The sequence below is a fragment of the [Clostridium] innocuum genome (assembly GCA_012317185.1).
Classification (GTDB): domain Bacteria; phylum Bacillota_I; class Bacilli_A; order Erysipelotrichales; family Erysipelotrichaceae; genus Clostridium_AQ; species Clostridium_AQ innocuum.
The window spans coordinates 1968985-1988949 of record CP048838.1; the positions used below are offsets into that span (position 1 = coordinate 1968985).

A 19965-nucleotide genomic window follows, 5' to 3' on the forward strand; every position below is an offset into this window, starting at 1 on the left:
GAGGGATGAAAATTATGTTATATAGTCCGGTGAACACGATTTGGGTACTTGTTGGAGCTGCATTGGTATTCTTTATGCAAGCGGGTTTTTCACTCTGTGAGGCAGGATTTACCAGAGCTAAAAATACAGGTAATATTCTTATGAAGAATTTAATGGATTTCTGTATAGGTACACCTGCATTTTGGTTAGTAGGATTTGGCATTATGTTTGGTGCAGGAAACGGTATCGTGGGATCATTTGATCCCCTTATCAAAGGAGATTACGGCCATATACTTCCATCGGGTGTGCCGCTTTGGGCTTTTGCAATTTTCCAGATCGTGTTCTGTGCAACATCTGCGACCATTGTTTCCGGAGCCATGGCAGAGAGAACAAAATTCAGTGCATATTGTATTTACTCTGCTGCCATTTCATTGTTGATTTATCCTGTTTCCGGACATTGGATCTGGGGTGGGGGATGGCTATCAGAGCTTGGATTCCATGATTTTGCAGGTTCAACCGCAGTCCATATGTTGGGGGGTGTCTGTGCAATGATCGGAGCTGCTATTCTAGGACCACGTATCGGTAAATATGATAAGAATGGTAAGCCAAAAGCAATCTTAGGACATAACATTACATTTGCGGCTCTTGGTGTATTTATTCTTTGGTTCTGTTGGTTTGGTTTCAATGGTGCATCTACTGCCGGTATGGATAGTGATGCATTGATGGAAACCGCAGGACGTGTATTTTTCAATACAAACATAGCCGCAGCAGTGGCTTGCTGTACTACTATGATTTTTACCTGGGTACGATATAAGAAACCGGATGTATCAATGACTTACAATGCAGCCCTTGCTGGTCTAGTTGGTGTAACTGCAGGTTGTGATGCCGTCTCCTCAGTGGGAGCAGCCGGTATCGGTATCGTATGTGGTATTTTAGTAGTATTATCAATAGAATTTTTTGATAAGGTTGTTAAAATTGATGATCCTGTTGGTGCGGTATCCGTTCATTGTGTCTGCGGAGCAGTGGGTACGGTTCTAACCGGATTATTCGCAACAGGCGTTACTACTGAAAAAGGTTTATTCTATGGAGGTGGTTTACATTTCTTTCAGGTTCAGACATTAGGTGTAATATCGGTAACAGCATATGTGGCAATTGTCATTACCATTGTGTTTCTTGTTATCAAACACACGCTTGGACTTAGAGCTGATAAAGAAGATGAGCTTACAGGTCTGGATATTTCAGAACATGGTTTGCTTACCGCCTATGCAGGATATGCAATGCTTCCTGATATAAGTGAAGAAGACGGTGATGAGCCGGTAATGGTGGCGCAAGGTGTTCCTGTTGCCGAGGCGGTTGAAGTAAAAAAGATGCCAAGTCTTCTTGATGGAATGCCTAAGATTACAAAAATTGCAATTATCTGTAAGGAACATAAGCTTGAGGCATTAAAGACATCTATGATGAACCTCGGTATTAAAGGAATGACAGTTTCCCATGTACTGGGATGTGGTGTACAGAAGGGGAAACCGGAATATTATAGAGGTGTTCAGGTAGAAACTACCCTACTTCCGAAGGTTCAAGTGGATATCGTAGTAAGTAAAATACCGGTAAGAAGTGTAATTGATGTAGCGAAAAAAATACTTTATACAGGACACATCGGAGATGGTAAGATTTTTGTCTATGATGTAGAGAATGCTGTAAAGATTCGTACCGGTGAAGAAGGGGTCGATGCTCTTCAGGATATAGATTAAAAATAAATAAAAGCGTTTGAGAAAAGAGAAGTAACATAGGTGATTGCTCACAGCGAGTATGGGATAGTGAGAGCCATATAGTGGAGCCTATGCGAATAACACTTTTCGAGCTGCAATCTGAAAAGATATTCTTAGTAGGTGCGCCGTTTCGTTATGCGTAAAGGAACTAGTCTTGTTGAAGACTTGGAAAATGAGAAAAAATATAGGTGGCACAGCGAGTTCAGCACTTGCCCTATAGAATGCTGAAACTGATTTCGGAGGAAAAAATATGTGTTCTATAATGGGTTATTGCAGTCGCAGTGCTGCCTATGATACGTTTATGAAAGGATTTGAGGCAACGATTTCACGGGGACCTGATGACAGTAGAGTAATCGATACCGGAAAAGGTTATTTGGGGTTTCATCGATTGGCAATTATGGGACTTCATGACGCCGGTATGCAGCCTTTTCAGTTGGATAAAAGCTATGCTGTTTGCAATGGAGAAATATATGGATTTGAGGAACTTAGAAGCAGGCTGTCAAGAAAGTATGAATTCAAGAGTGATTCAGATTGTGAAATAATTTTGCCCATGTACAAGGAATATGGTACGGCTATGTTTGCCATGCTGGATGCGGAATTTGCATGCATCATTTATGATGGGGAACGTGAAGAATATATCGCAGCAAGAGATCCGATCGGTATACGGCCATTATATTATGGTTATGATAAGCAGGAGGCTATTATCTTTGCCAGTGAGCCAAAGAATTTAGTGGGTATAGTTGAAAATATCATGCCGTTTCCTCCCGGTCACTATTATAAGGATGGGAAATTTATATGTTATCTGGATATTTCAATAGCTGCGAAAGTTTGTGAAGATGATTTGGAAAAAGTATGTAGAAATATTCGTGAAAAGTTAGTTTCAGGTGTGGAAAAACGTCTTGTAGCAGATGCAAAAGTTGGTTTTTTACTTTCAGGGGGACTGGATTCTTCCTTAGTTTGTGCAATTGCAGCTAAAAAAAGTAAAGATGCAATCAAGACATTTGCAATAGGCATGTGTGAAGATGCTATAGACCTGAGATATGCAAATCAGGTGGCAAATCATATCGGAAGTGATCATACTGAGATTTTTATGACACCGGATGATGTAATTGCATCGCTTAGAACCGTGATATATGTATTGGGTACTTTTGATATTACTACGATTCGGGCTTCGATAGGAATGTATCTGATATGTAAAGCGATTCATGAAAAGACGGATATCAGAGTTTTATTAACAGGTGAAATTTCAGATGAATTATTCGGATACAAATATACAGATTTTGCGCCAGATGAGGAAGCTTTTCAACTAGAATCACAGAAGAGAATAAAAGAACTCCACATGTATGATGTGCTTCGAGCTGATCGCTGTATCTCTGTGAATTCTCTGGAAGCAAGGGTCCCGTTTGGGGATATAGATTTTGTAAAGTATGTAATGTCTATCGATCCCAAGCTGAAAATGAATCGATATGGAAAGGGAAAATATTTGCTTCGTCATGCTTTTGAAGATGGAGATTATCTTCCTGATGAAATCCTGTGGCGAGAAAAAGCTGCATTTTCAGATGCGGTAGGACACTCTATGGTTGATTACCTGAAAGCATATGCTGAAGAAATATATACAGATACAGAGTTTAAGGACAAGTGTAAGAACTATAATCATGCGCAGCCATTCACAAAAGAATCTTTACTATACCGTGAGATATTTGAAGAGTATTATACGGGACAAAGCAAAATGATCGTAGACTTTTGGATGCCGAATAAAGAATGGGACGGCTGTCATGTAAATGATCCATCGGCAAGAGTTCTTTCTAACTATGGTGATAGCGGAATTTAGAAAAAGACAGATATGATGTGCGCTTATAGAAATAAGGAGATGAATGAATGGCGATACATGAGGAATGTGGCGTGTTTGGAATCTTTGGCACTAAGAGGGAAAATGTTGCAAACACTGCTTATTATGGTTTATATGCACTACAGCATCGGGGGCAGGAAAGCTGTGGGATCGTTGTAAATGACGACGGTGTATTTTCATCATATAAGGATTTGGGACTTGTGAGTGAGGTATTTTCGAAAGATACACTATCAAGTTTATCGAAAGGAAATATGGCGGTCGGCCATGTAAGATATGGAACAACAGGAGGAACTACCCGTAGTAATACTCAACCCATGGAAGTAAATCATCAGAGGGGAAAAATGGCGATAGCACATAATGGAAATCTGAGCAATTCATTGGAACTTCGAGATAAATTAGAACTATCCGGTGCAATTTTTAATACCACAAGTGATACTGAGACAATTGCTTATGTTATTACAAGAGAAAGACTTAAGGTTTCCAGTATAGAAGAAGCGGTAAGTAAAGCAATGAATTCTTTGGAAGGTGCTTATTCATTGGTGCTAATGTCTTCTACCAAATTAATTGCGGCAAGAGATCCACATGGATTCAGACCGTTATGCTATGGAAAGATGATGGATGGGAGGTATGTAGTTGCTTCAGAGAGCTGTGCATTATCTGCAGTAGGAGCAGCCTTCATAAGAGATGTTCTCCCAGGAGAAATTGTTGTTTTTAGTAAGGAAAATGTCGTATCTCGAAAAGAACACTGCAATAAAGAAAAGAGAAAGACCTGTATCTTTGAATATATTTATTTTGCCAGACCGGACTCTGTAATAGATACTATTTCGGTATCATTGTCAAGGTGTAAAGCCGGTGAATTATTGGCAGAAAGTTATCCTGTAGATGCAGATGTTGTGATCGGAGTTCCTGATAGTGGCATGGAGGCAGCATTAGGTTATGCAAATGCATCTAAAATACCATATGGAATCGGTTTAATAAAAAACAAATATATTGGTAGAACCTTTATTTCTCCGGGTCAGGATGAACGTCTAGATCAAGTAAGAATAAAATTAAGCCCCGTTAAAAATGTTATAGAAGGTAAAAGAGTTGTATTGATTGATGATTCCATTGTCAGAGGTACAACCAGTAAACGTATTGTAAAACTACTCAAAGATGCCGGCGCAAAAGAAATACATATGAGAATTTCCGCACCGCCATTTTTACATCCCTGCTATTATGGTACAGATATTGATTCAGAAGAAAATCTGATTGCCTGTCATCATAACATACGGGAAATAGAGGAAATCCTAGGTGTTGATTCTCTTGGATACTTACCGATTGAAAAATTAGGCAGATTGGTAGAGGGAACTGAATATTGTGCAGCATGCTTTAATGGAGAGTATCCGACAAATATACCGAAGGATCTTCGAAAAGATCGTTTTGAAGGAAAGTTATCAGAAAAAATCTGTTCCGGGTAGGGAAAGGAACAGTTTGCATTCAGAACAAGGATAGCTGATATTGATACTGCGTAATGCATGGTTTAGGGAATGACTACCTATACTATTATGGAGAATGAAAGTATTCATAAGAGTGGAAATCGGTTCTGATGAATCATCATAATTTCAGAATCTGGATTTACTTGGTTGAGATAAAACAGTTATAATCATGGAACCTGCTTATCTGGCCAGTGTAGATGCCGATGTTATTGCAGGCAATCGTATATTCAAAAGGTGCTGCAGCTGTTTTTACAGAGGAAGGACAGAAACAGATTCTTAAGCAACATAACAATTTACAAGCAAGATTCAGCTTGTTTAATGAACGCATTGGATATGTTGGGGTTTTGATATAGCATGGAGATAAAAATGCATTCTATTTTTCTAATACATTTCTCTTATCTATGTAACTTAATGACATCGGGGCTTTAGCATATCTGTTTTGTGAAATGGCAGAAATGATTCTCGAGAAAGGCTTCCTGTAAACAGCAAGCTTCGTCCTTATGCATGAAGGATAAAGTTTATTCTGTCGAACCTCCGGATGCTTTGTCGAATATCCCCAAAGGCAAATGAAAACGTGGTAAGATGATGACCGGAGGGATGAAACATGAAACATCAGTATATTGACGGTATCCTTTACTTTTATTTTTACGGGGATCTGGATAACCTTACCGTTTGCAATCTCAAGCAGATATGCATCGACCTGATAGAAAAATATCAGCCCAAAACGGTAAAGCTTGATTTTGAAGAGGTCACTTTTGTGGACAGCACCGGCATCGGCTTTGTCCTGGCACGCTACAAGCAACTGCAGAAGCTGCATGCCCAGCTTATTTTATGCAATCTGTCCAGAGTGAACCAGACGCTGTTTAAGATGTCCGGGATCTTCCAGATCATGAAACATGAGAGAAATGAGGTAAAGCTATGAATACGATGAAACTGGAATTTGTAAGCAGACTGGAAAATGAGGCATTTGCCAGAACGAGTGCGGTAGCTTTCCTGATGCCGCTGAATCTGGATATGGAAGCGATTATGGAAATCAAGACGATGCTGGCAGAGGCAATTGTCAATGCCATGATACACGGCTATGAGAGCAGAGAGAGCGGAACAATCGTATTACAGATCTCCTATGATGAGGAATTCATACATATGACGGTTCAGGATGAGGGCTGCGGCATTGATGATCTGCAGCTGGCAATGCAGCCATTATATACGAGTAAAAAGCATATGGAGCGAAGCGGCATGGGGATGACGATCATGCAGACCTTTGCGGATGATTTCCATATTGAATCAGAAAAGGGAAAGGGAACGCTTGTCACGATAAAGAAAAGAATCCAACATGGAAAAGACAGCGAGCAATGAGGAGCTGATTGAACGGATCCGATTGGGGGATGAAGAAGCGAAAAGCTGCTTTGTTCAACAGAACAGCGCGCTTGTCTATTCGATTATCCGACGGTTTTCCCGACAGCGGATATCGAATGAGGATCTGTTTCAGATCGGCTGTGTCGGTCTGATGAAGGCATTAAATAATTTCGATACCAGCTATGAGGTGAAATTTTCCACCTATGCGGTTCCCATTATCATGGGAGAAATCAAGCGGTTTTTCCGTGATGACGGCAGTATCCGTATTTCCAGAAGTCTGAAGGAAGGCTATCTGCAAATGGTGAAAGCCAAGGAGGTTTTGCTGCAGAAGCTGAATCATGAGCCGACCTATCAGGAGATTGCCGATGCAATGGAGCTGGATGTGGCGGATGTCATACTGGCCTTTGAAGCAAACCAGTTCATTTATTCACTGGATGAAACGATCTATGAAAATGACGGCTCTCCGATTCTGCTGGAGGACAAGGTTTCCAATAAAAAGGAAGAGGATGTCGTCATGAAGGTTTCTCTGCGTGATGAAATTCAGAAGCTGGATCAGCGGGAACAGCTGCTGCTGCATTATCGCTATGATCTGTCCATGAAGCAGGAGGAGATAGCACGGAAGCTGAATATTTCTCAGGTCCAGGTCAGCAGGCTGGAAAAAAAGATTATCAAGAAGCTGAAGGAGCGTCTGGCAGTTGCCTGATGCTTTTTTATAGCACAGAATTGTTTAAATCTGCCGGTGGAAATCAAATGCTTCACTCTGCATTCCTGCCTGTACGCTTCTACTTTCTTGTGCCGTGTGAAAAAACATGCTATAATATGAGTTCGAAAAAAGAATGGATGTGTAAGTATGCCGTTATCTGAATTTTATCTGATGAATGACGAGCAGATTGCTTCGCTGCATGAGCAGCTTGCAGAGAATTTTTACGACGACGATTTATATAAGACGGTATTCATGGATGACAGAACCCGTTTAAAGACCTTGCGCTACCTGTTTCGCCACTATGTAAAGGCATTGAAGCCATACTGTCATTTTCTGGCGGATAGTGCAGAATGCAAAAGTGTCATGGTGGTATGGGATTCCACTCTGGAACAGCCGCTGCAGTATCATCTGCAGCTGCTCTGGCTGAATTTGAAAATGATTCCCATGCTGGCAGGACTGCGGTCTGTAAAAAGCATACGGCATGTCATCGAATGCTGGGATATGTTTACGAGCCGCTGGATTCAGGAATTCGTACAGGGTGATTACCTGCATCTGGATTTGTTTTTCACAGAAAAAGAGCTGCGCGGAACCGGCATCGGCTCTGCCATGCTGAAAGCGCTGCTTGTTCATGCGCAGGAAATCGGCAAGGATGTCACAATGGAAACGCATCATGCGGAAAACCTTTCCCTTTACTATAAGGCGGGCTTTGTGCTGATGAGTGAAATCACACATCCCGATCATGACATCCATCAGTATAATCTTATGCGAAAATGCATTCGAGAGGAGAATCTGAATGAATAGTAAACATCGTGTGCACAATTTCTGGAGCAATTTTCTGACGATCCAGCAGCCGCTGGAAACCGCTTTACGTGAGCAGGACCGTCATGAATATGAGCATCTGCTCAATGATATCAATGAACAGCTGAAGACCGTATGCGGCTGTAAGCTGGAAGTGGAAATGAGTGAAACCGGTTTTTTTGAGATGACATTTGCAACCGGCGGCGATAAAACCGCACAGCTTTGCAGCGCACTGCTAAAAAAGGATGCTCCGCAGCAGCTCAGTGAAAACTGGATCATCAATGCCTTCCGTCCGCCTTTGAGTGAGCGTGCATTGAACAGTTATCTGCAGCTGAACGGCCAAACGGTTCGCGGTGCGGATTTTAAGGTATATTATACAATTGAAGAGGAATCTAAAACAGTAGAGCTGAAGGTTTACTGTGCAGCGCTACAGGGACTGGAGGAAACCAATAAGGAAAGCATTGTTGCCTATATGCTGGAGCTGTTTATCGGAGAGCTGGAGTTTGAAGCACGTATTTCCCGCGTAGAAATCCTGGATGCGGAAATCGATGAGGAAAATGTCTGCCTGCTTCCCAATCTCTATGAGGATCTCTGTGATATTATCATCGATCAGGAGTGGATGGAATATCATGATCCCTTATCCATCTATATGGCCTATAAGCTGGATGAAAAGCCGGTTAGTGAAACTCTGCGCCGGGATATGAAGCTGATTGTCACCACCAATCCGCAGCTGCAGGAGGAGGTCCTGAATAAGGAGTATGCGACCTGCAAGGATTTTGCCGATAAGGGTGGAGAATACGGCTATCTGTATTATGAAAAGCTGTATGAGGATGAAAAGGAAGCTCTTGTCCGGCAGCAGCTGGAAAAAGAAATCAATGACCTTCTGTATCCGATGTCCATTGCGCGTACGATGGGCGGTGCCATCGGTATGTATTATTCCTATATTGATCTTGCGGTGTTCGACCGTGACGGCTTTGCGATTGCATTGGAAAAAATCAATGAAAAGATGAAGTTTAAAATTTATTATCATTCCTTTTTGGAAGACTAGGTCCCACAGGGGACCTTTTTTGAAGCCTTGGGGATGTATTGTATGCTTTTACAGTTATGGCACAGGTTAAATCGGATATGCAGAATTGCAGGGTCTGAAAACATCACGTGAGGAAATACGGGACAGAAGCTGGCAGTATGAAAGGCATATAGAAATCACTGCTTTTTCAAGCTGTCGGGTAGGAGGACAGGTGCCGGTTTTCCTTCCGTCACTTTCTTAACATAAAACAGCGTCTGCTTCCATATACTGGTAACAGGTGATCGTATGTTTACAACAATATTTGAAGTGCTTTCCAATGCGTTATGCTATGTGGGCTACATCCGCAGCAATTCCTTTCAGCAGCCGCTGGACAAGGAGGAGGAGGCGCGCTGTATCTCCTTGCTGAGCGAGCGCGATGAGGAAGCCAGAAACAAGCTGATTGAACACAATCTGCGTCTGGTTGCTCACATCGTAAAGAAATATGATATCAAAAAGGAACAAACGGAGGATCTGATCAGCATCGGTACCATCGGACTCATTAAGGCAGTGGATTCCTTTAAACCGGAGAAGGGACATAAGCTGACAACCTATGCCTCCAAATGTATTGAAAATGAAATCCTGATGTATCTGCGCAGCAGTAAAAACTATTTTCAAAACGTTTCATTAAACGAACCGATTGCCACAGACAAGGATGGCAGTGAGATAACTCTGATTGATGCCATTTCCTCACCGGAGGATAGCAGCATTATCGATGATATGATCGTGGAGGATAACATCGCGCGTTTAAAACGTTATATCCATGTTCTGGATGCAAGAGAGCTTGAAATTATCACCAAGCGCTTTGGTCTGTACGGGCAGGAGGAGGAAACACAGCGGGAAATCGCCAGACAGCTGCATATCTCACGCTCCTATGTTTCCCGAATCGAAAAGCGTGCCTTTATGAAAATTTACCGGGAGTTTCAAAAGGAAGAAAAACGCAAGGAGCGTCTGCGTCAAAACAAGGAGAAGGAGTAGGTCAAAACAGCTTCTGATTCTTCGCTGTCTGAGGCTGCTGCAAGAACTGGCGGATGCACTGGATCATGTGCACGCATTGCAGCGAAACGGTATGCAGTATTAAAAAAATTGCAGGCAGGGACGCATAGTAGTCTGCTGTCGGATGTATACAAAAAGCAATGCTGTGCGCATTGCTTTTTTTCTTTTGAGAGGAACTTTGCTTTCTATTTACTCAGCAGATAGGCATACAGCAGCTTAGCCGTCTGCACAACGCTTTGGATATGACAGCGCTCCATGCCGTGGGATGCAAAGCAGCCCATACCGAATGCTGCAGCATACACATTGTTCCCTGCACGTATCGCCGCACTGGCATCGGTGCCATAATGATAAAACACATCCACACTGTAATCCAGCTTCTGATCCCCTGCAAGATGAATCAGCTTTGTTGTCAGTGCTCTATCATAGGGGGTGTAGTTATCCTTTGCACAGATACTCACCTTGGTTTCACTGCCGCAGTAATCCGGACCGATCAGGCCGATATCCAATGCGACATACTCACTGACCTCCTGTGGCAGATAGGCGCCGCCGTGTCCGATTTCCTCATACAGCGGGAAAGCGAACAACGTGGTATACTGCGGCTTTCTGCCGGTTTTCTGTAAATCCTCCAGCACTGCAAACACGGCTGCCACTGCCGCCTTGTCATCGATGAAACGGGATTTGATGAAGCCGCTTTTTGTAAATCGATAATCCGGATCGATGGAAATGATGTCTCCATGCTCAATCCCCAGTGCGCGCACCTCATCACTGCTGTGTACCAGCTCATCCAGAATGACCATCATATTGGATTCCTCGCGCACGGCGCTTCTCGCATCATCAAACACATGGGTGGAATGCGATGTGCAGGCAAGCAGACCGGTGATCGTGTTTCCATCCCGTGTATGCACCTGAACGCTGCAGCCTTCAATATTGTTGTAGTTGATGCCTCCCAGATTGCGTAAAGCCAGTGTTCCGTTATCGTTGATATGGCGAACCATCAGGCCGATGGTATCCAGGTGAGCACCGACACAAACCGTTTTTGTCGTATCCTCTCCCTCCACCCGGATATAAGCGGTGCGCTTGCGGTCATACGTAAGTGTATATCCATACTTCTTTGCAAGGCGTTCCATCAGCGGATGAATCTCCTCATAATAGCTGACCGGACTCGGTGTTTCAATCAGCATCCTTGTCAGTGCCTCTATCGTTGTTTCTTCTACATGATATTCCATGATATGCCTCCTTAAACGTTTTTATTGTATCAGGACAGCCTCCTTTTCACAATCATTTCCAATCGTTTTTAATGCATTTCTGCTGAGGAGGGAAATGATAAGGGAGGCAATGCAGGCAAATAGGATCAGAATATCCACTCTTGTCGCAAAGGTCTCCAGCAGAATGCCGTACAGGGACTGACCGATCGGGTAGGAGCACATGACGACCATGGTGACCATGGATGCCACCTTTCCCAGCAGATGATTCGGTGTGGATTTCTGCAGGAAGGTCTGCGCGTAGATATTGAATAAGGCCGCAAACAGCATGATGCAGATGCTGGATACAAAGATGCAGGCATATGCGATATATACCGGGGTGTGCAGGAATAAAACCAGTGCCATCGGGAGCAGAAACAGACTGCCGCTCAAAAGAAAGCGCCATGCACCGGACATATCCACCCGCTTTAAAAAGAACGGAAGTGCAATGCTGCCGGCAATGGAGCCGATACCGGTTGCGGCTTCCAGCCAGCCATAGAAGGTTGGCGGAAGCTGCAGGGTGATATTGGAAATGACAGGCAGACCGACGGTGATAAAGCTGGAAAGAACCAGATTCAATCCCGCTAAGAGCAGTAACAGATGAAGGAGGGTCGGATTATCATGCCGCAGAAAGTGCAGGCTCTGGCGACAGTCACTGCGTATGATGGAGAGCATGGAGCCATCTGTTGCCACCCGCTGAAAGGGAATACGCATGATGCATTCCAGGATGGCGGATAGAAAGAAGGCAGTTCCGGAAATATTCAGTAACAGAGAAAACGGCAGGAAGGAAAACAGAAAGCCGCCCAAAATAGGTCCGAGCAGGGTTGCCAGTGCATTGATCTGTACAACAATGCCGTTTGCCTGCATCAGCTGATTCTCAGAAACAAGCAGCGGAATGCTTGCCTGTACGGAGGGCTGATAGAATGCCTGTATGATAGACAATGAGATCATGAGTATGGCAACCAGCACAATACTGAACCCCCTTGTGCTTACCATGGAAAAGCCGAAGATGAGGAAGGAGGTCAGAAAATCAAGATTGAGCATGATGCTTCTTCTGCTTACACGATCCGCCAGAATACCGCCGAAGGGGGATAGCAGAATGGTCGGAAGTATGGAAACCGCCAGTATGGTCGCAAATATGGATGCACTGCTGGTAACCTGCAATACATAGAGAGACAAGGAAAAACGCAGAATTGCGTTGCCGAACAGGGAAATGATCTGTCCGATAATCATGAGTATAAAATTACGATTGAAAGCTTTCATAAGGGAACATCCTTTCTTTATGATACCAAACGACGGTATGTATGTTGATTAAGAGAAACTACCCGTCAGGGTAGCTCATGCATGGATTGTGCAAGGATGCGGAAATAGCTTGTCAGCTCCTGCTCGAGAGGCTCATCGATGACCGGTATGCCCATGGAATCACACAGCGTGCGAAAGTAGGCGACCTTTGCCGGTATCGCATCCAGCTCCTTTAAAACGATGGGGGAACAGATCCAGTAATTCAATAGCAGCATCAGCACCTGTGCAGCACACAGCGGGTCCTGCTGGCGGATACTGCCATCCGCCATTCCTTCCTCCAGAATGCGTTCCACAATCTGGGAATTGACACTTAAATTTTCTGCCATGCCACTCATGAAAATTTTCGGATTCTTCCAAAGATTTATGGATATGGTGTCAATCTGCTTCTTTTCTTCATTTTGAATCTGTCGGTAAATGATGGCACGAAGCTTTTCGATACCGGTTTTATCACTGGCATTTCGCAGCAGCTCCATCTGGGTATCATTGTGATAGCAGCGTTCACTCAGTGCTTCGATAATTTCATCCTTGGATTTAAAGTGATGATAGATGGCGCCCTTGCTCATACCGAGGGCATTGACGATGTCCTGTATCGTTGTTTTCTCATAGCCCTTCTCATTGAAGAGCGCCAGAGAAACCTCCAGAATTTTCTCCACGGTTCTCTGCGGGTATTTATTGCGTGCCATAGCTCCTCCTTTATCATACATACGTTTGGTATGTATATATCCTATCATATCGGAAGTGACATGTAAAGCCTGCTTGTGAAAAATCAGTTTGAAGTGAGAGGGAAATATGATAAAATAGATATGATTTATGCGAAAGATAGGAGAAATGAGGATGTTGAAGCTGTTTACTCCCGATTATTATATCCATAGCTTTTCGGCTCTGCGCCCGGAGTATCTGTTGGAGCATGGTATTCGCCTGCTCGTCTGTGATATCGACAATACGCTGGTGCCGCATGATGTGGCACTACCTGATGAAAAGGCTGTACAGTTTATACGCGGCATGCAGGAGGCGGGAATCCGGGTCGTGTTTATCAGTAACAACGTGGAGGAACGCGTTGAAACCTTTGCGAAGGGACTGCAGGCGGACTGTTATCCGTTCGCTATGAAGCCGCTGCCGAAAACCTACCGGAGAATGCTGAAGGAGCAGGGCGTTGATAAGAAGGAGGTCGCTGTGGTTGGGGACCAGCTGATGACGGATATTCTGGGAGCCAATCTGATGGGGCTGCATACGGTTCTGACAGCACCTGTGGTGACCAGGGATTTGTCATTCACAAAGTTTAATCGTTTTTTTGAAAATATCGTATTTCGGCTGCTGCAAATAACAGGGCGGCTTCGTAAAGGAGAGTATGATGAGTAATAAGATATGTAAGGGCTGCGGTGTCGTATTGCAGAGCAGTGATGCCGCCGCAATCGGATATACACCGAAAATGGAGGCAGACTATTGTCAGCGCTGCTTCCGTATCCGGCATTATGATGATGTGGTCATCAGTATGAAGCAGGGCATTGACAGTGATGCTGTACTGCAGAAGATCAACGCCATGGATGCGCTTGTGGTCTGGGTGGTTGATCTGTTTGATTTTGAATCCAATCTGCTGCCGGGTATCAACCGTCATCTGCTGGGTAAGGATATCCTTATGGTGGCGACCAAGCGCGACCTGCTTCCTGCAACTCTGGGCAATGAGAAGCTTTCACAGTTTTTGCTGCGCCGTTTAAAGGAAGAGGGAATCCTTGTTCAGGGAATTGTGGTCTGCGGAGATCTGGCTGCACATGCCCGGCGTGAGGATAATGCATCCGTCGATGAGGTGTGTGCGGCGATTGCACATTACCGTAAGGAGCGTGATGTTGTTGTCATGGGCATGGCGAATGCCGGAAAGAGCACTCTGCTGAATGCCATCTGTGATGGCGTTGATCTGACAACCTCACGGCATCCGGGGACTACGCTGGATTTCAATTCCATTGCGATGGAGGGCTATCAGCTTTATGACACACCGGGACTGACCCGTATGGATTCCTTGCTGACGCATGTGGATGATGGTCTGCTGAAAACGGTGATTCCGTTAAAGCCCTTAAAGGCCAGAGGCTATCAGCTGAAGGGCAATCAGACACTGTCGCTGGGCGGTCTTGTCCGACTGGATCTGATCAGGTGTGAACAGGTCAGCTGTGTTGCCTATTTTTCGGAAAGGCTGCCGCTGCACCGCAGCAAGCAGGAAAAAGCGGATGTATTGTGGGCACAGCATTATGATGAAATCCTTTCTCCGGTGATTGGAGAAAGAGAGCATATGAAAAAATTTTCGTATGGACATGTGCAGGAACATAAGCTGGATGTCGTAATCCATGGCTTAGGCTGGTTCTGTATCCGTGGTGATGTGGCTTCCGTGGATGTCTATGTGGCACAGCAGGGCAATGTAACGTTTAGAAAGGCGATGATATAATGTTAACAGGAAAACAGAAAAGTGAGCTGCGCGGGATTGCGCAGACAAGAAAACCACTCTTCCAGATGGGGAAGGATGCAATCAGTGAAAATCTGATCAAGACGATATCGGATTCACTGGAGGCGCATGAGCTGGTCAAGGTATCGCTTTTAAAGACCTGTGCGATAACGGCAAATGAGGCTGCCGTCACCATCAGCGCTGCAACACACAGCGAGGTGGTGCAGGTGATCGGGCGTACCTTTACGCTGTATCGGCGAAGCAAGAAAAATAAGCTGGGGTTATAGTATATGCGGATCGCGGTACTGGGCGGAGCCTTTGATCCGATACATAACGGACATCTGCAGATTGCAAAGCAGGCACTGAAGCAGCTGCGCGTGGATGAGGTGTGGTTTATGCCGAGTGCAGCAACGCCGTTAAAGCAAACGCAGGCTGCCTCCTTTTCGGATCGTGCGGCTATGGTATCTCTTGCTATCAGGCCATACCGGCATATGAAGCTGTGCACGCTGGAGCATCAGCTGGAGGGTGTTTCCTATACCATACGTACGGTGAAGGAGCTGAAAAAGCGCTATCCGAAGCATTCCTTCTGCTGGCTGATCGGGGATGATCAGGCGAGGCAGTTCGACCGATGGAAGGACAGCGAGGAGCTGAAGCACCAGCTGCCCTTTTATGTGTTTTCAAGAGAGTGGAATGCGGAGCAGCTGCCTGTTGGTCTTCGGCGGGTCGTCATGCCGCTGATTCCGGTATCCAGCAGCGAGATTCGAAAGGGGCATAAGCTGTATCAGGTACCTGAAGCTGTCCGTGCATTTATGGGAGCACATGCGCTGTATCTGGAAAGCATGGTGAAGGAGCGGATGAATGAACACCGCTATCTTCACAGCCAATCGGTCGCACAGCTGTGTGTCGAACTCGCGCAGGCGCATGGTCTGGATACCAGAGCTGCCTATATTATGGGAATAGCACACGATGTATGCAAGCAGCTTCCGTATGAGAAAGCGAAGGCTTGGATGCGTGCACATATGCCGGACCACCTGGAGGAAGCAGCCGCGATATGGCATGGCTATATCGGAGCAGATTATGTGAATAAGGTTTTTCATATTCGTGACCGGCGTATTCTGCAGGCGATATATCATCATGTGAAGGGAAGAAACCGAACGGATTATGACCGCATTCTGTTTATCGCAGATAAGCTGGATCCCTCACGCGGCTATGATTCCGGTAAAGAAATCGAAATCAGCAGGAAAAGCCTGAAGAAGGGCTACCGTGTTGTGAAGCAGCAGCAGGAGGCTTATCTGAAAAAAGAAGGCACATTGAAATAAGGTAAGGAGCTACTATATGGATGAATTATTGAGTATTGTACAAAAGGCAGTTGATGAAAAGAAGGGGGAACGCCCACTGCTGTATGATTTTCGCGAGCTGAATCCCTTTATCGATCACGTTGTGATCTGCAGTGCGCCGAGTGTACGGCAGACACATGCGATTGCCGATAATATCAAGGACCGTGTTCGTGAAAACGGATACGAAATTCGTGCGATGGAAGGGAACAGTGAATCCCGCTGGGTGCTGGTTGATTTAAACAGTATCGTCGTTCATGTATTCATGAATGAGGAGCGTGACCATTTCCAGCTGGAGAAGCTGTATGCCGATCTGCCGCATGAGGATTTTTCATTATGATGTATGAGCTGCTGGCGCATGTCTATGATGCGCTGGTTAAGGATGATGAGGCGACAGCCTGCTGGGTGGAGCTTGTCAAGGCGCATATCCGGGGAACAGAGCTGCTGGAGCTGGCCTGCGGGAGCGGGGAAATTACCATCGCTCTTGCGCAGGAGGGCTACCACGTTGATGCGAGTGATCTTTCCGCTGCCATGATTGAGGAAGCAAAGAAGAAGCGCGGCAGTGAGCGGGTGTCATGGAGCGTTATGGATATGTGTGATTTGCATACGGATAAAAGCTATGACGGTATCCTTTGTCTGTGCGACAGCTTCAATTATCTGTTAAAGGACGAGCAGGTGCGTGCGTTGTTTCAGGGCGCCTATCAGCATCTGTGCGAGAACGGTGTTTTTCTTGTGGATATGCACTCCATGGATCGCCTGGAGGAATTTGCAGAGGAATACAATGAAGCGGGGCATGTTAAGGAGCTGGAATACCAGTGGACCATCACCAGCGAGGATGACCGGATTTATCAGAATTTCGCTTTTTATGATAGTGAAGGACGTGTGACACTGGAACAGCATGAGCAAAGAGTTTATGAGCCTGCCTGGATTCTAGCGGAATTAAAAAACGCCGGCTTTCAGGTGGAGGTCTATACGGATTTTACACAGGCGGGAATCTGTGAGGGAGAAAAGCAGTTTTATATCTGCAGGAAAGCGGGAGGTATACAATGATTGCAGTGATTGCAGCAATGGATAAGGAAGTGGATGCCATCGTATCCATTATGGAAAGTCATGAGCATCTGATGAAAAGCGGAATTGACTTTGATAAGGGAATACTGGCGGGCAAAGAGCTGCTTGTGATGAAAAGCGGTGTCGGTAAAGGAAATGCCGGTATGGCAACGACGATTCTGCTGGAGAATTTTTCGATCGATTGTATCGTCAACATCGGGACGGCCGGAGGTCTGCTGGTGCAGCAGAATATTCTGGATGCCGTTATCAGTACACAGGTCGTTCAGCACGATTACGATACGAGTCCTGTGGATGGAGCTGATGGAATCGGTCTGTATTTTGAAGCGGACCAGGATCTTGGTGACATGTGCGAGCAGGCATTGAACAAGCTGGGCGTTGTGGTGCATCGCGGTCTGGTGGCAAGCGGAGATCAGTTCGTTGCCCGGGAAGCGCAGCTGCAACGGCTGAACGAGCTGTTTCCGGATGCAGTCTGTGCGGAGATGGAAGCCGGTGCGATTGCTCAGGTATGCGCTCATTATCATATCCCCTTTGTCGTCCTGCGCTCACTTTCCGATGTAGCACACAGTAAGGACTCCCATATGGATTTCATGACCTATGTAGAGCATGCCTCCTCACGCAGTGCAAGCTTCTGCAGGGAACTGATGAAGTGCATGGCATAAGACGGAAAACCCGTCTTTTTTCTTACAATTTTATCCGTTGCGTGGGCATAGAATGCGATTTCTGATATAATGATAAGGCGGAGTGAGTTTGCAGCTGTTTCTAAATCTGCAAAGGTTTTTTCAAGACAAATCCTCTAAAATTGTGTATAATAAAAGACAGAAGTGTAAAGGAGGTACGCAATGAAAATCAATGGAAAATCGCTGGCGGTAAGTATTGGTTTGCTTGCTGTACTGCTGATTGTACTGCTTGTGGAATCCTCGATCTTTATCAGTGGACCATCCCGTAAATATGAAGAAAAAATTGATGAACAGATGAGTGCCATCCGGGATACGTATAAGGAAATAAAAAATCTGCGGCGTGATGCATTCTATTACATTACCTATGTGGGGGAGGATGCGGACAATTACGTCTGGTTTAATGATAAAGGGAAGGCAATCGTATCCAGAAAAAAGGATACGGAGCAGACGGATAAGGTAAAGCAGGAAGTGCAGAAGCGCTATGGCGCAAAGGAAATACAGGTTGCACTTGGGTATGGATATGATAATCCGGTGTATGTTGTGGATTGCTCGGCCGGAGAGATTCTGCTGGATTATGACAGTCTGAAGGAAGTCTATTATCTGAAAAAGGGAGAAGCATAATATGGAAAAGTGGTGGAATGAGCGTTGTATCAACCGCAGGGACTGGATTTTGGATCATTTGAAGGAGCTGAGTCTTACCATTGAGGAAATCATGGTGGTTTTGATGATTGATTTTATGAATGAGTATCAGATACCGATCACACATGGGATTCTGGCAGATAAGCTGAAAAAGGATTCCGATGAAATTGATGATATCCTTTCTCATTTAAGTGCCAAGGGCTATCTGGCGCTGCAGTTTCAAAACGGAAAAATCCTGTTTAATATTGATGGTGTTTTTGCGGATAACAGTGAAAAGAGTCTGGCGTTTGATCAGTCCTTATTCGATCTGTTTGAATCGGAGTTTGGCAGACCGCTGTCACAGATGGAGCTGCAGCGCATGGCTGACTGGCTGAAGGACTATGAGCAGAAGCTGATCTGTTATGCGCTGCGCGAAGCGCTGACCTACGATCATAAAAGCTTTGATTACATAGAGCGTATTCTGGTGGAATGGAAAAACCGCGGTATGACAGCTGAGAAATACGAAGGGGGAGAGCGCTGATGACAACGGATGAAATTCTGGATATACTGGAAGAGATGTTTCCGGATGCCCATTGTGAGCTGGAGCACAGAAATGCATTTGAATTGCTGGTGGCTGTTGTATTGTCTGCACAGACGACAGATGCGGCGGTCAATAAAGTGACGCCTGCCCTGTTTGAAGCCTTTGGAACACCGCAGGCGATGGCGGAGGCGGATATACGCGACATTGAGGATAAGATACGAAGAATCGGCCTGTACCGCAACAAGGCGCGCTCCATTCAGAACCTCAGCAGATCACTGCTGGAATCCTTTGACGGTGTTGTTCCGGAAAGCATGAAGGAGTTGACCTCTCTGGCAGGAGTTGGCCGTAAGACTGCCAATGTCGTTCGCAGTGTCTGCTTTGATATTCCCAGCATTGCAGTGGATACGCATGTAGAACGCATTTCCAAGCGACTGGGGCTTGCTAAGGTGCAGGATAGTGTAGAAGTCGTAGAACAGAAATTAAAGCGCAAGCTGAAGCGGGAACGCTGGAACCGCGCTCATCATCTCTTTATCTTCTTCGGGCGATATTTCTGTACAGCACGAAATCCGAAATGTGAGGAATGTCCGTTTAAGGAGTTTTGTAAAAAGGATAAGCTGGAAGCATATCGGAATTCCAAAAAGGCATAAAACGATCCATTGCGGGTCGTTTTTTTTGAATCAGATGAAACCTTGGTACTCCATAATAACATATAGAATATGAAACATGGCAAGCTGCCGGTATTTATTGCTAGGCTGATACTGAGCGCAG

The 19965-nt window shown here is 45.1% G+C and carries 22 protein-coding genes; 19 read left to right on the plus strand and 3 right to left on the minus strand.

Going from position 1 to position 19965, the window contains the following annotated elements:
- Positions 1–14 precede the first annotated feature (14 nt).
- The 9 genes from amt to G4D54_09445 all read left to right on the plus strand — a co-directional run bounded on the left by amt (position 15) and on the right by G4D54_09445 (position 9967).
- Positions 15–1727 carry an ammonium transporter gene (gene amt, locus G4D54_09405; protein QJA02629.1) on the plus strand — a complete coding sequence of 571 codons (1713 nt, stop codon included), beginning with the start codon at positions 15–17 and terminating at the stop codon, positions 1725–1727.
- A 268-nt stretch (positions 1728–1995) separates the two neighbouring features.
- Positions 1996–3576, plus strand: coding sequence for an asparagine synthase B (gene asnB / locus G4D54_09410; GenBank protein QJA02630.1), 1581 nt, complete (start codon positions 1996–1998; stop codon positions 3574–3576).
- 47 nt (positions 3577–3623) lie between these two features.
- A complete protein-coding gene (locus G4D54_09415; GenBank protein ID QJA02631.1) occupies positions 3624–5051 on the plus strand; it encodes an amidophosphoribosyltransferase in 1428 nt (475 codons plus the stop codon).
- A 622-nt stretch (positions 5052–5673) separates the two neighbouring features.
- Entirely contained in the window at positions 5674–5991 is a 318-nt protein-coding gene (locus G4D54_09420; GenBank protein ID QJA02632.1) for an anti-sigma factor antagonist, read from the plus strand.
- A complete protein-coding gene (locus G4D54_09425) occupies positions 5988–6425 on the plus strand; it encodes an anti-sigma F factor (GenBank protein QJA02633.1) in 438 nt (145 codons plus the stop codon). The genes G4D54_09420 and G4D54_09425 overlap by 4 nt, the downstream gene beginning before the upstream one ends.
- Positions 6403–7128, plus strand: a complete 726-nt coding sequence (locus tag G4D54_09430; protein ID QJA02634.1) for a SigB/SigF/SigG family RNA polymerase sigma factor — start codon at positions 6403–6405, stop codon at positions 7126–7128. The genes G4D54_09425 and G4D54_09430 overlap by 23 nt, the downstream gene beginning before the upstream one ends.
- A gap of 147 nt (positions 7129–7275) precedes the next feature.
- Positions 7276–7929 carry a GNAT family N-acetyltransferase gene (locus G4D54_09435; protein ID QJA02635.1) on the plus strand — a complete coding sequence of 218 codons (654 nt, stop codon included), beginning with the start codon at positions 7276–7278 and terminating at the stop codon, positions 7927–7929.
- On the plus strand, positions 7922–8974 hold the full coding sequence (locus tag G4D54_09440) for a hypothetical protein (GenBank protein ID QJA02636.1): 1053 nt from the start codon (positions 7922–7924) through the stop codon (positions 8972–8974). Before G4D54_09435 ends, G4D54_09440 begins: the two co-directional genes overlap by 8 nt.
- Before the next feature lie 264 nt (positions 8975–9238).
- A complete protein-coding gene (locus tag G4D54_09445; GenBank protein ID QJA02637.1) occupies positions 9239–9967 on the plus strand; it encodes a sigma-70 family RNA polymerase sigma factor in 729 nt (242 codons plus the stop codon).
- 203 nt (positions 9968–10170) lie between these two features.
- Here the strand turns inward: G4D54_09445 and G4D54_09450 are convergent, their stop codons facing one another.
- From G4D54_09450 to G4D54_09460, 3 genes are all read right to left on the minus strand, one after another.
- On the minus strand, positions 10171–11211 hold the full coding sequence (locus tag G4D54_09450) for a M42 family metallopeptidase (GenBank protein ID QJA02638.1): 1041 nt from the start codon (positions 11209–11211) through the stop codon (positions 10171–10173).
- A 21-nt stretch (positions 11212–11232) separates the two neighbouring features.
- A complete protein-coding gene (locus G4D54_09455; GenBank protein QJA02639.1) occupies positions 11233–12489 on the minus strand; it encodes an MFS transporter in 1257 nt (418 codons plus the stop codon).
- A gap of 65 nt (positions 12490–12554) precedes the next feature.
- Positions 12555–13211, minus strand: a complete 657-nt coding sequence (locus G4D54_09460; GenBank protein ID QJA02640.1) for a TetR/AcrR family transcriptional regulator — start codon at positions 13209–13211, stop codon at positions 12555–12557.
- 151 nt (positions 13212–13362) lie between these two features.
- Here G4D54_09460 and G4D54_09465 point away from each other — a divergent pair, with 151 nt between their 5' ends.
- From G4D54_09465 to nth, 10 genes are all read left to right on the plus strand, one after another.
- The gene (locus tag G4D54_09465) at positions 13363–13887 is read left to right on the plus strand and encodes a YqeG family HAD IIIA-type phosphatase (protein QJA02641.1); all 525 of its coding nucleotides are present in this window, start codon (positions 13363–13365) and stop codon (positions 13885–13887) included.
- Positions 13880–14962 carry a ribosome biogenesis GTPase YqeH gene (gene yqeH / locus G4D54_09470; protein QJA02642.1) on the plus strand — a complete coding sequence of 361 codons (1083 nt, stop codon included), beginning with the start codon at positions 13880–13882 and terminating at the stop codon, positions 14960–14962. The genes G4D54_09465 and yqeH overlap by 8 nt, the downstream gene beginning before the upstream one ends.
- Positions 14962–15246 (plus strand): ribosome assembly RNA-binding protein YhbY, encoded by a 285-nt coding sequence (yhbY, locus tag G4D54_09475; GenBank protein QJA02643.1) that lies wholly within the window; start codon positions 14962–14964, stop codon positions 15244–15246. Before yqeH ends, yhbY begins: the two co-directional genes overlap by 1 nt.
- 3 nt (positions 15247–15249) lie before the next feature.
- A complete protein-coding gene (gene nadD, locus G4D54_09480; protein QJA02644.1) occupies positions 15250–16278 on the plus strand; it encodes a nicotinate (nicotinamide) nucleotide adenylyltransferase in 1029 nt (342 codons plus the stop codon).
- A gap of 16 nt (positions 16279–16294) precedes the next feature.
- Positions 16295–16633, plus strand: coding sequence for a ribosome silencing factor (gene rsfS, locus G4D54_09485; protein ID QJA02645.1), 339 nt, complete (start codon positions 16295–16297; stop codon positions 16631–16633).
- Positions 16630–17343, plus strand: a complete 714-nt coding sequence (locus G4D54_09490) for a class I SAM-dependent methyltransferase (protein ID QJA02646.1) — start codon at positions 16630–16632, stop codon at positions 17341–17343. Before rsfS ends, G4D54_09490 begins: the two co-directional genes overlap by 4 nt.
- Positions 17340–18020 carry a 5'-methylthioadenosine/adenosylhomocysteine nucleosidase gene (locus G4D54_09495; protein ID QJA02647.1) on the plus strand — a complete coding sequence of 227 codons (681 nt, stop codon included), beginning with the start codon at positions 17340–17342 and terminating at the stop codon, positions 18018–18020. The genes G4D54_09490 and G4D54_09495 overlap by 4 nt, the downstream gene beginning before the upstream one ends.
- A 180-nt stretch (positions 18021–18200) precedes the next feature.
- Positions 18201–18659, plus strand: a complete 459-nt coding sequence (locus G4D54_09500) for a hypothetical protein (protein QJA02648.1) — start codon at positions 18201–18203, stop codon at positions 18657–18659.
- Between the two features lies 1 nt (position 18660).
- The gene (locus G4D54_09505) at positions 18661–19197 is read left to right on the plus strand and encodes a DnaD domain protein (GenBank protein ID QJA02649.1); all 537 of its coding nucleotides are present in this window, start codon (positions 18661–18663) and stop codon (positions 19195–19197) included.
- Positions 19197–19844, plus strand: a complete 648-nt coding sequence (gene nth, locus G4D54_09510; protein ID QJA02650.1) for an endonuclease III — start codon at positions 19197–19199, stop codon at positions 19842–19844. Before G4D54_09505 ends, nth begins: the two co-directional genes overlap by 1 nt.
- Positions 19845–19965: the final 121 nt, after the last annotated feature.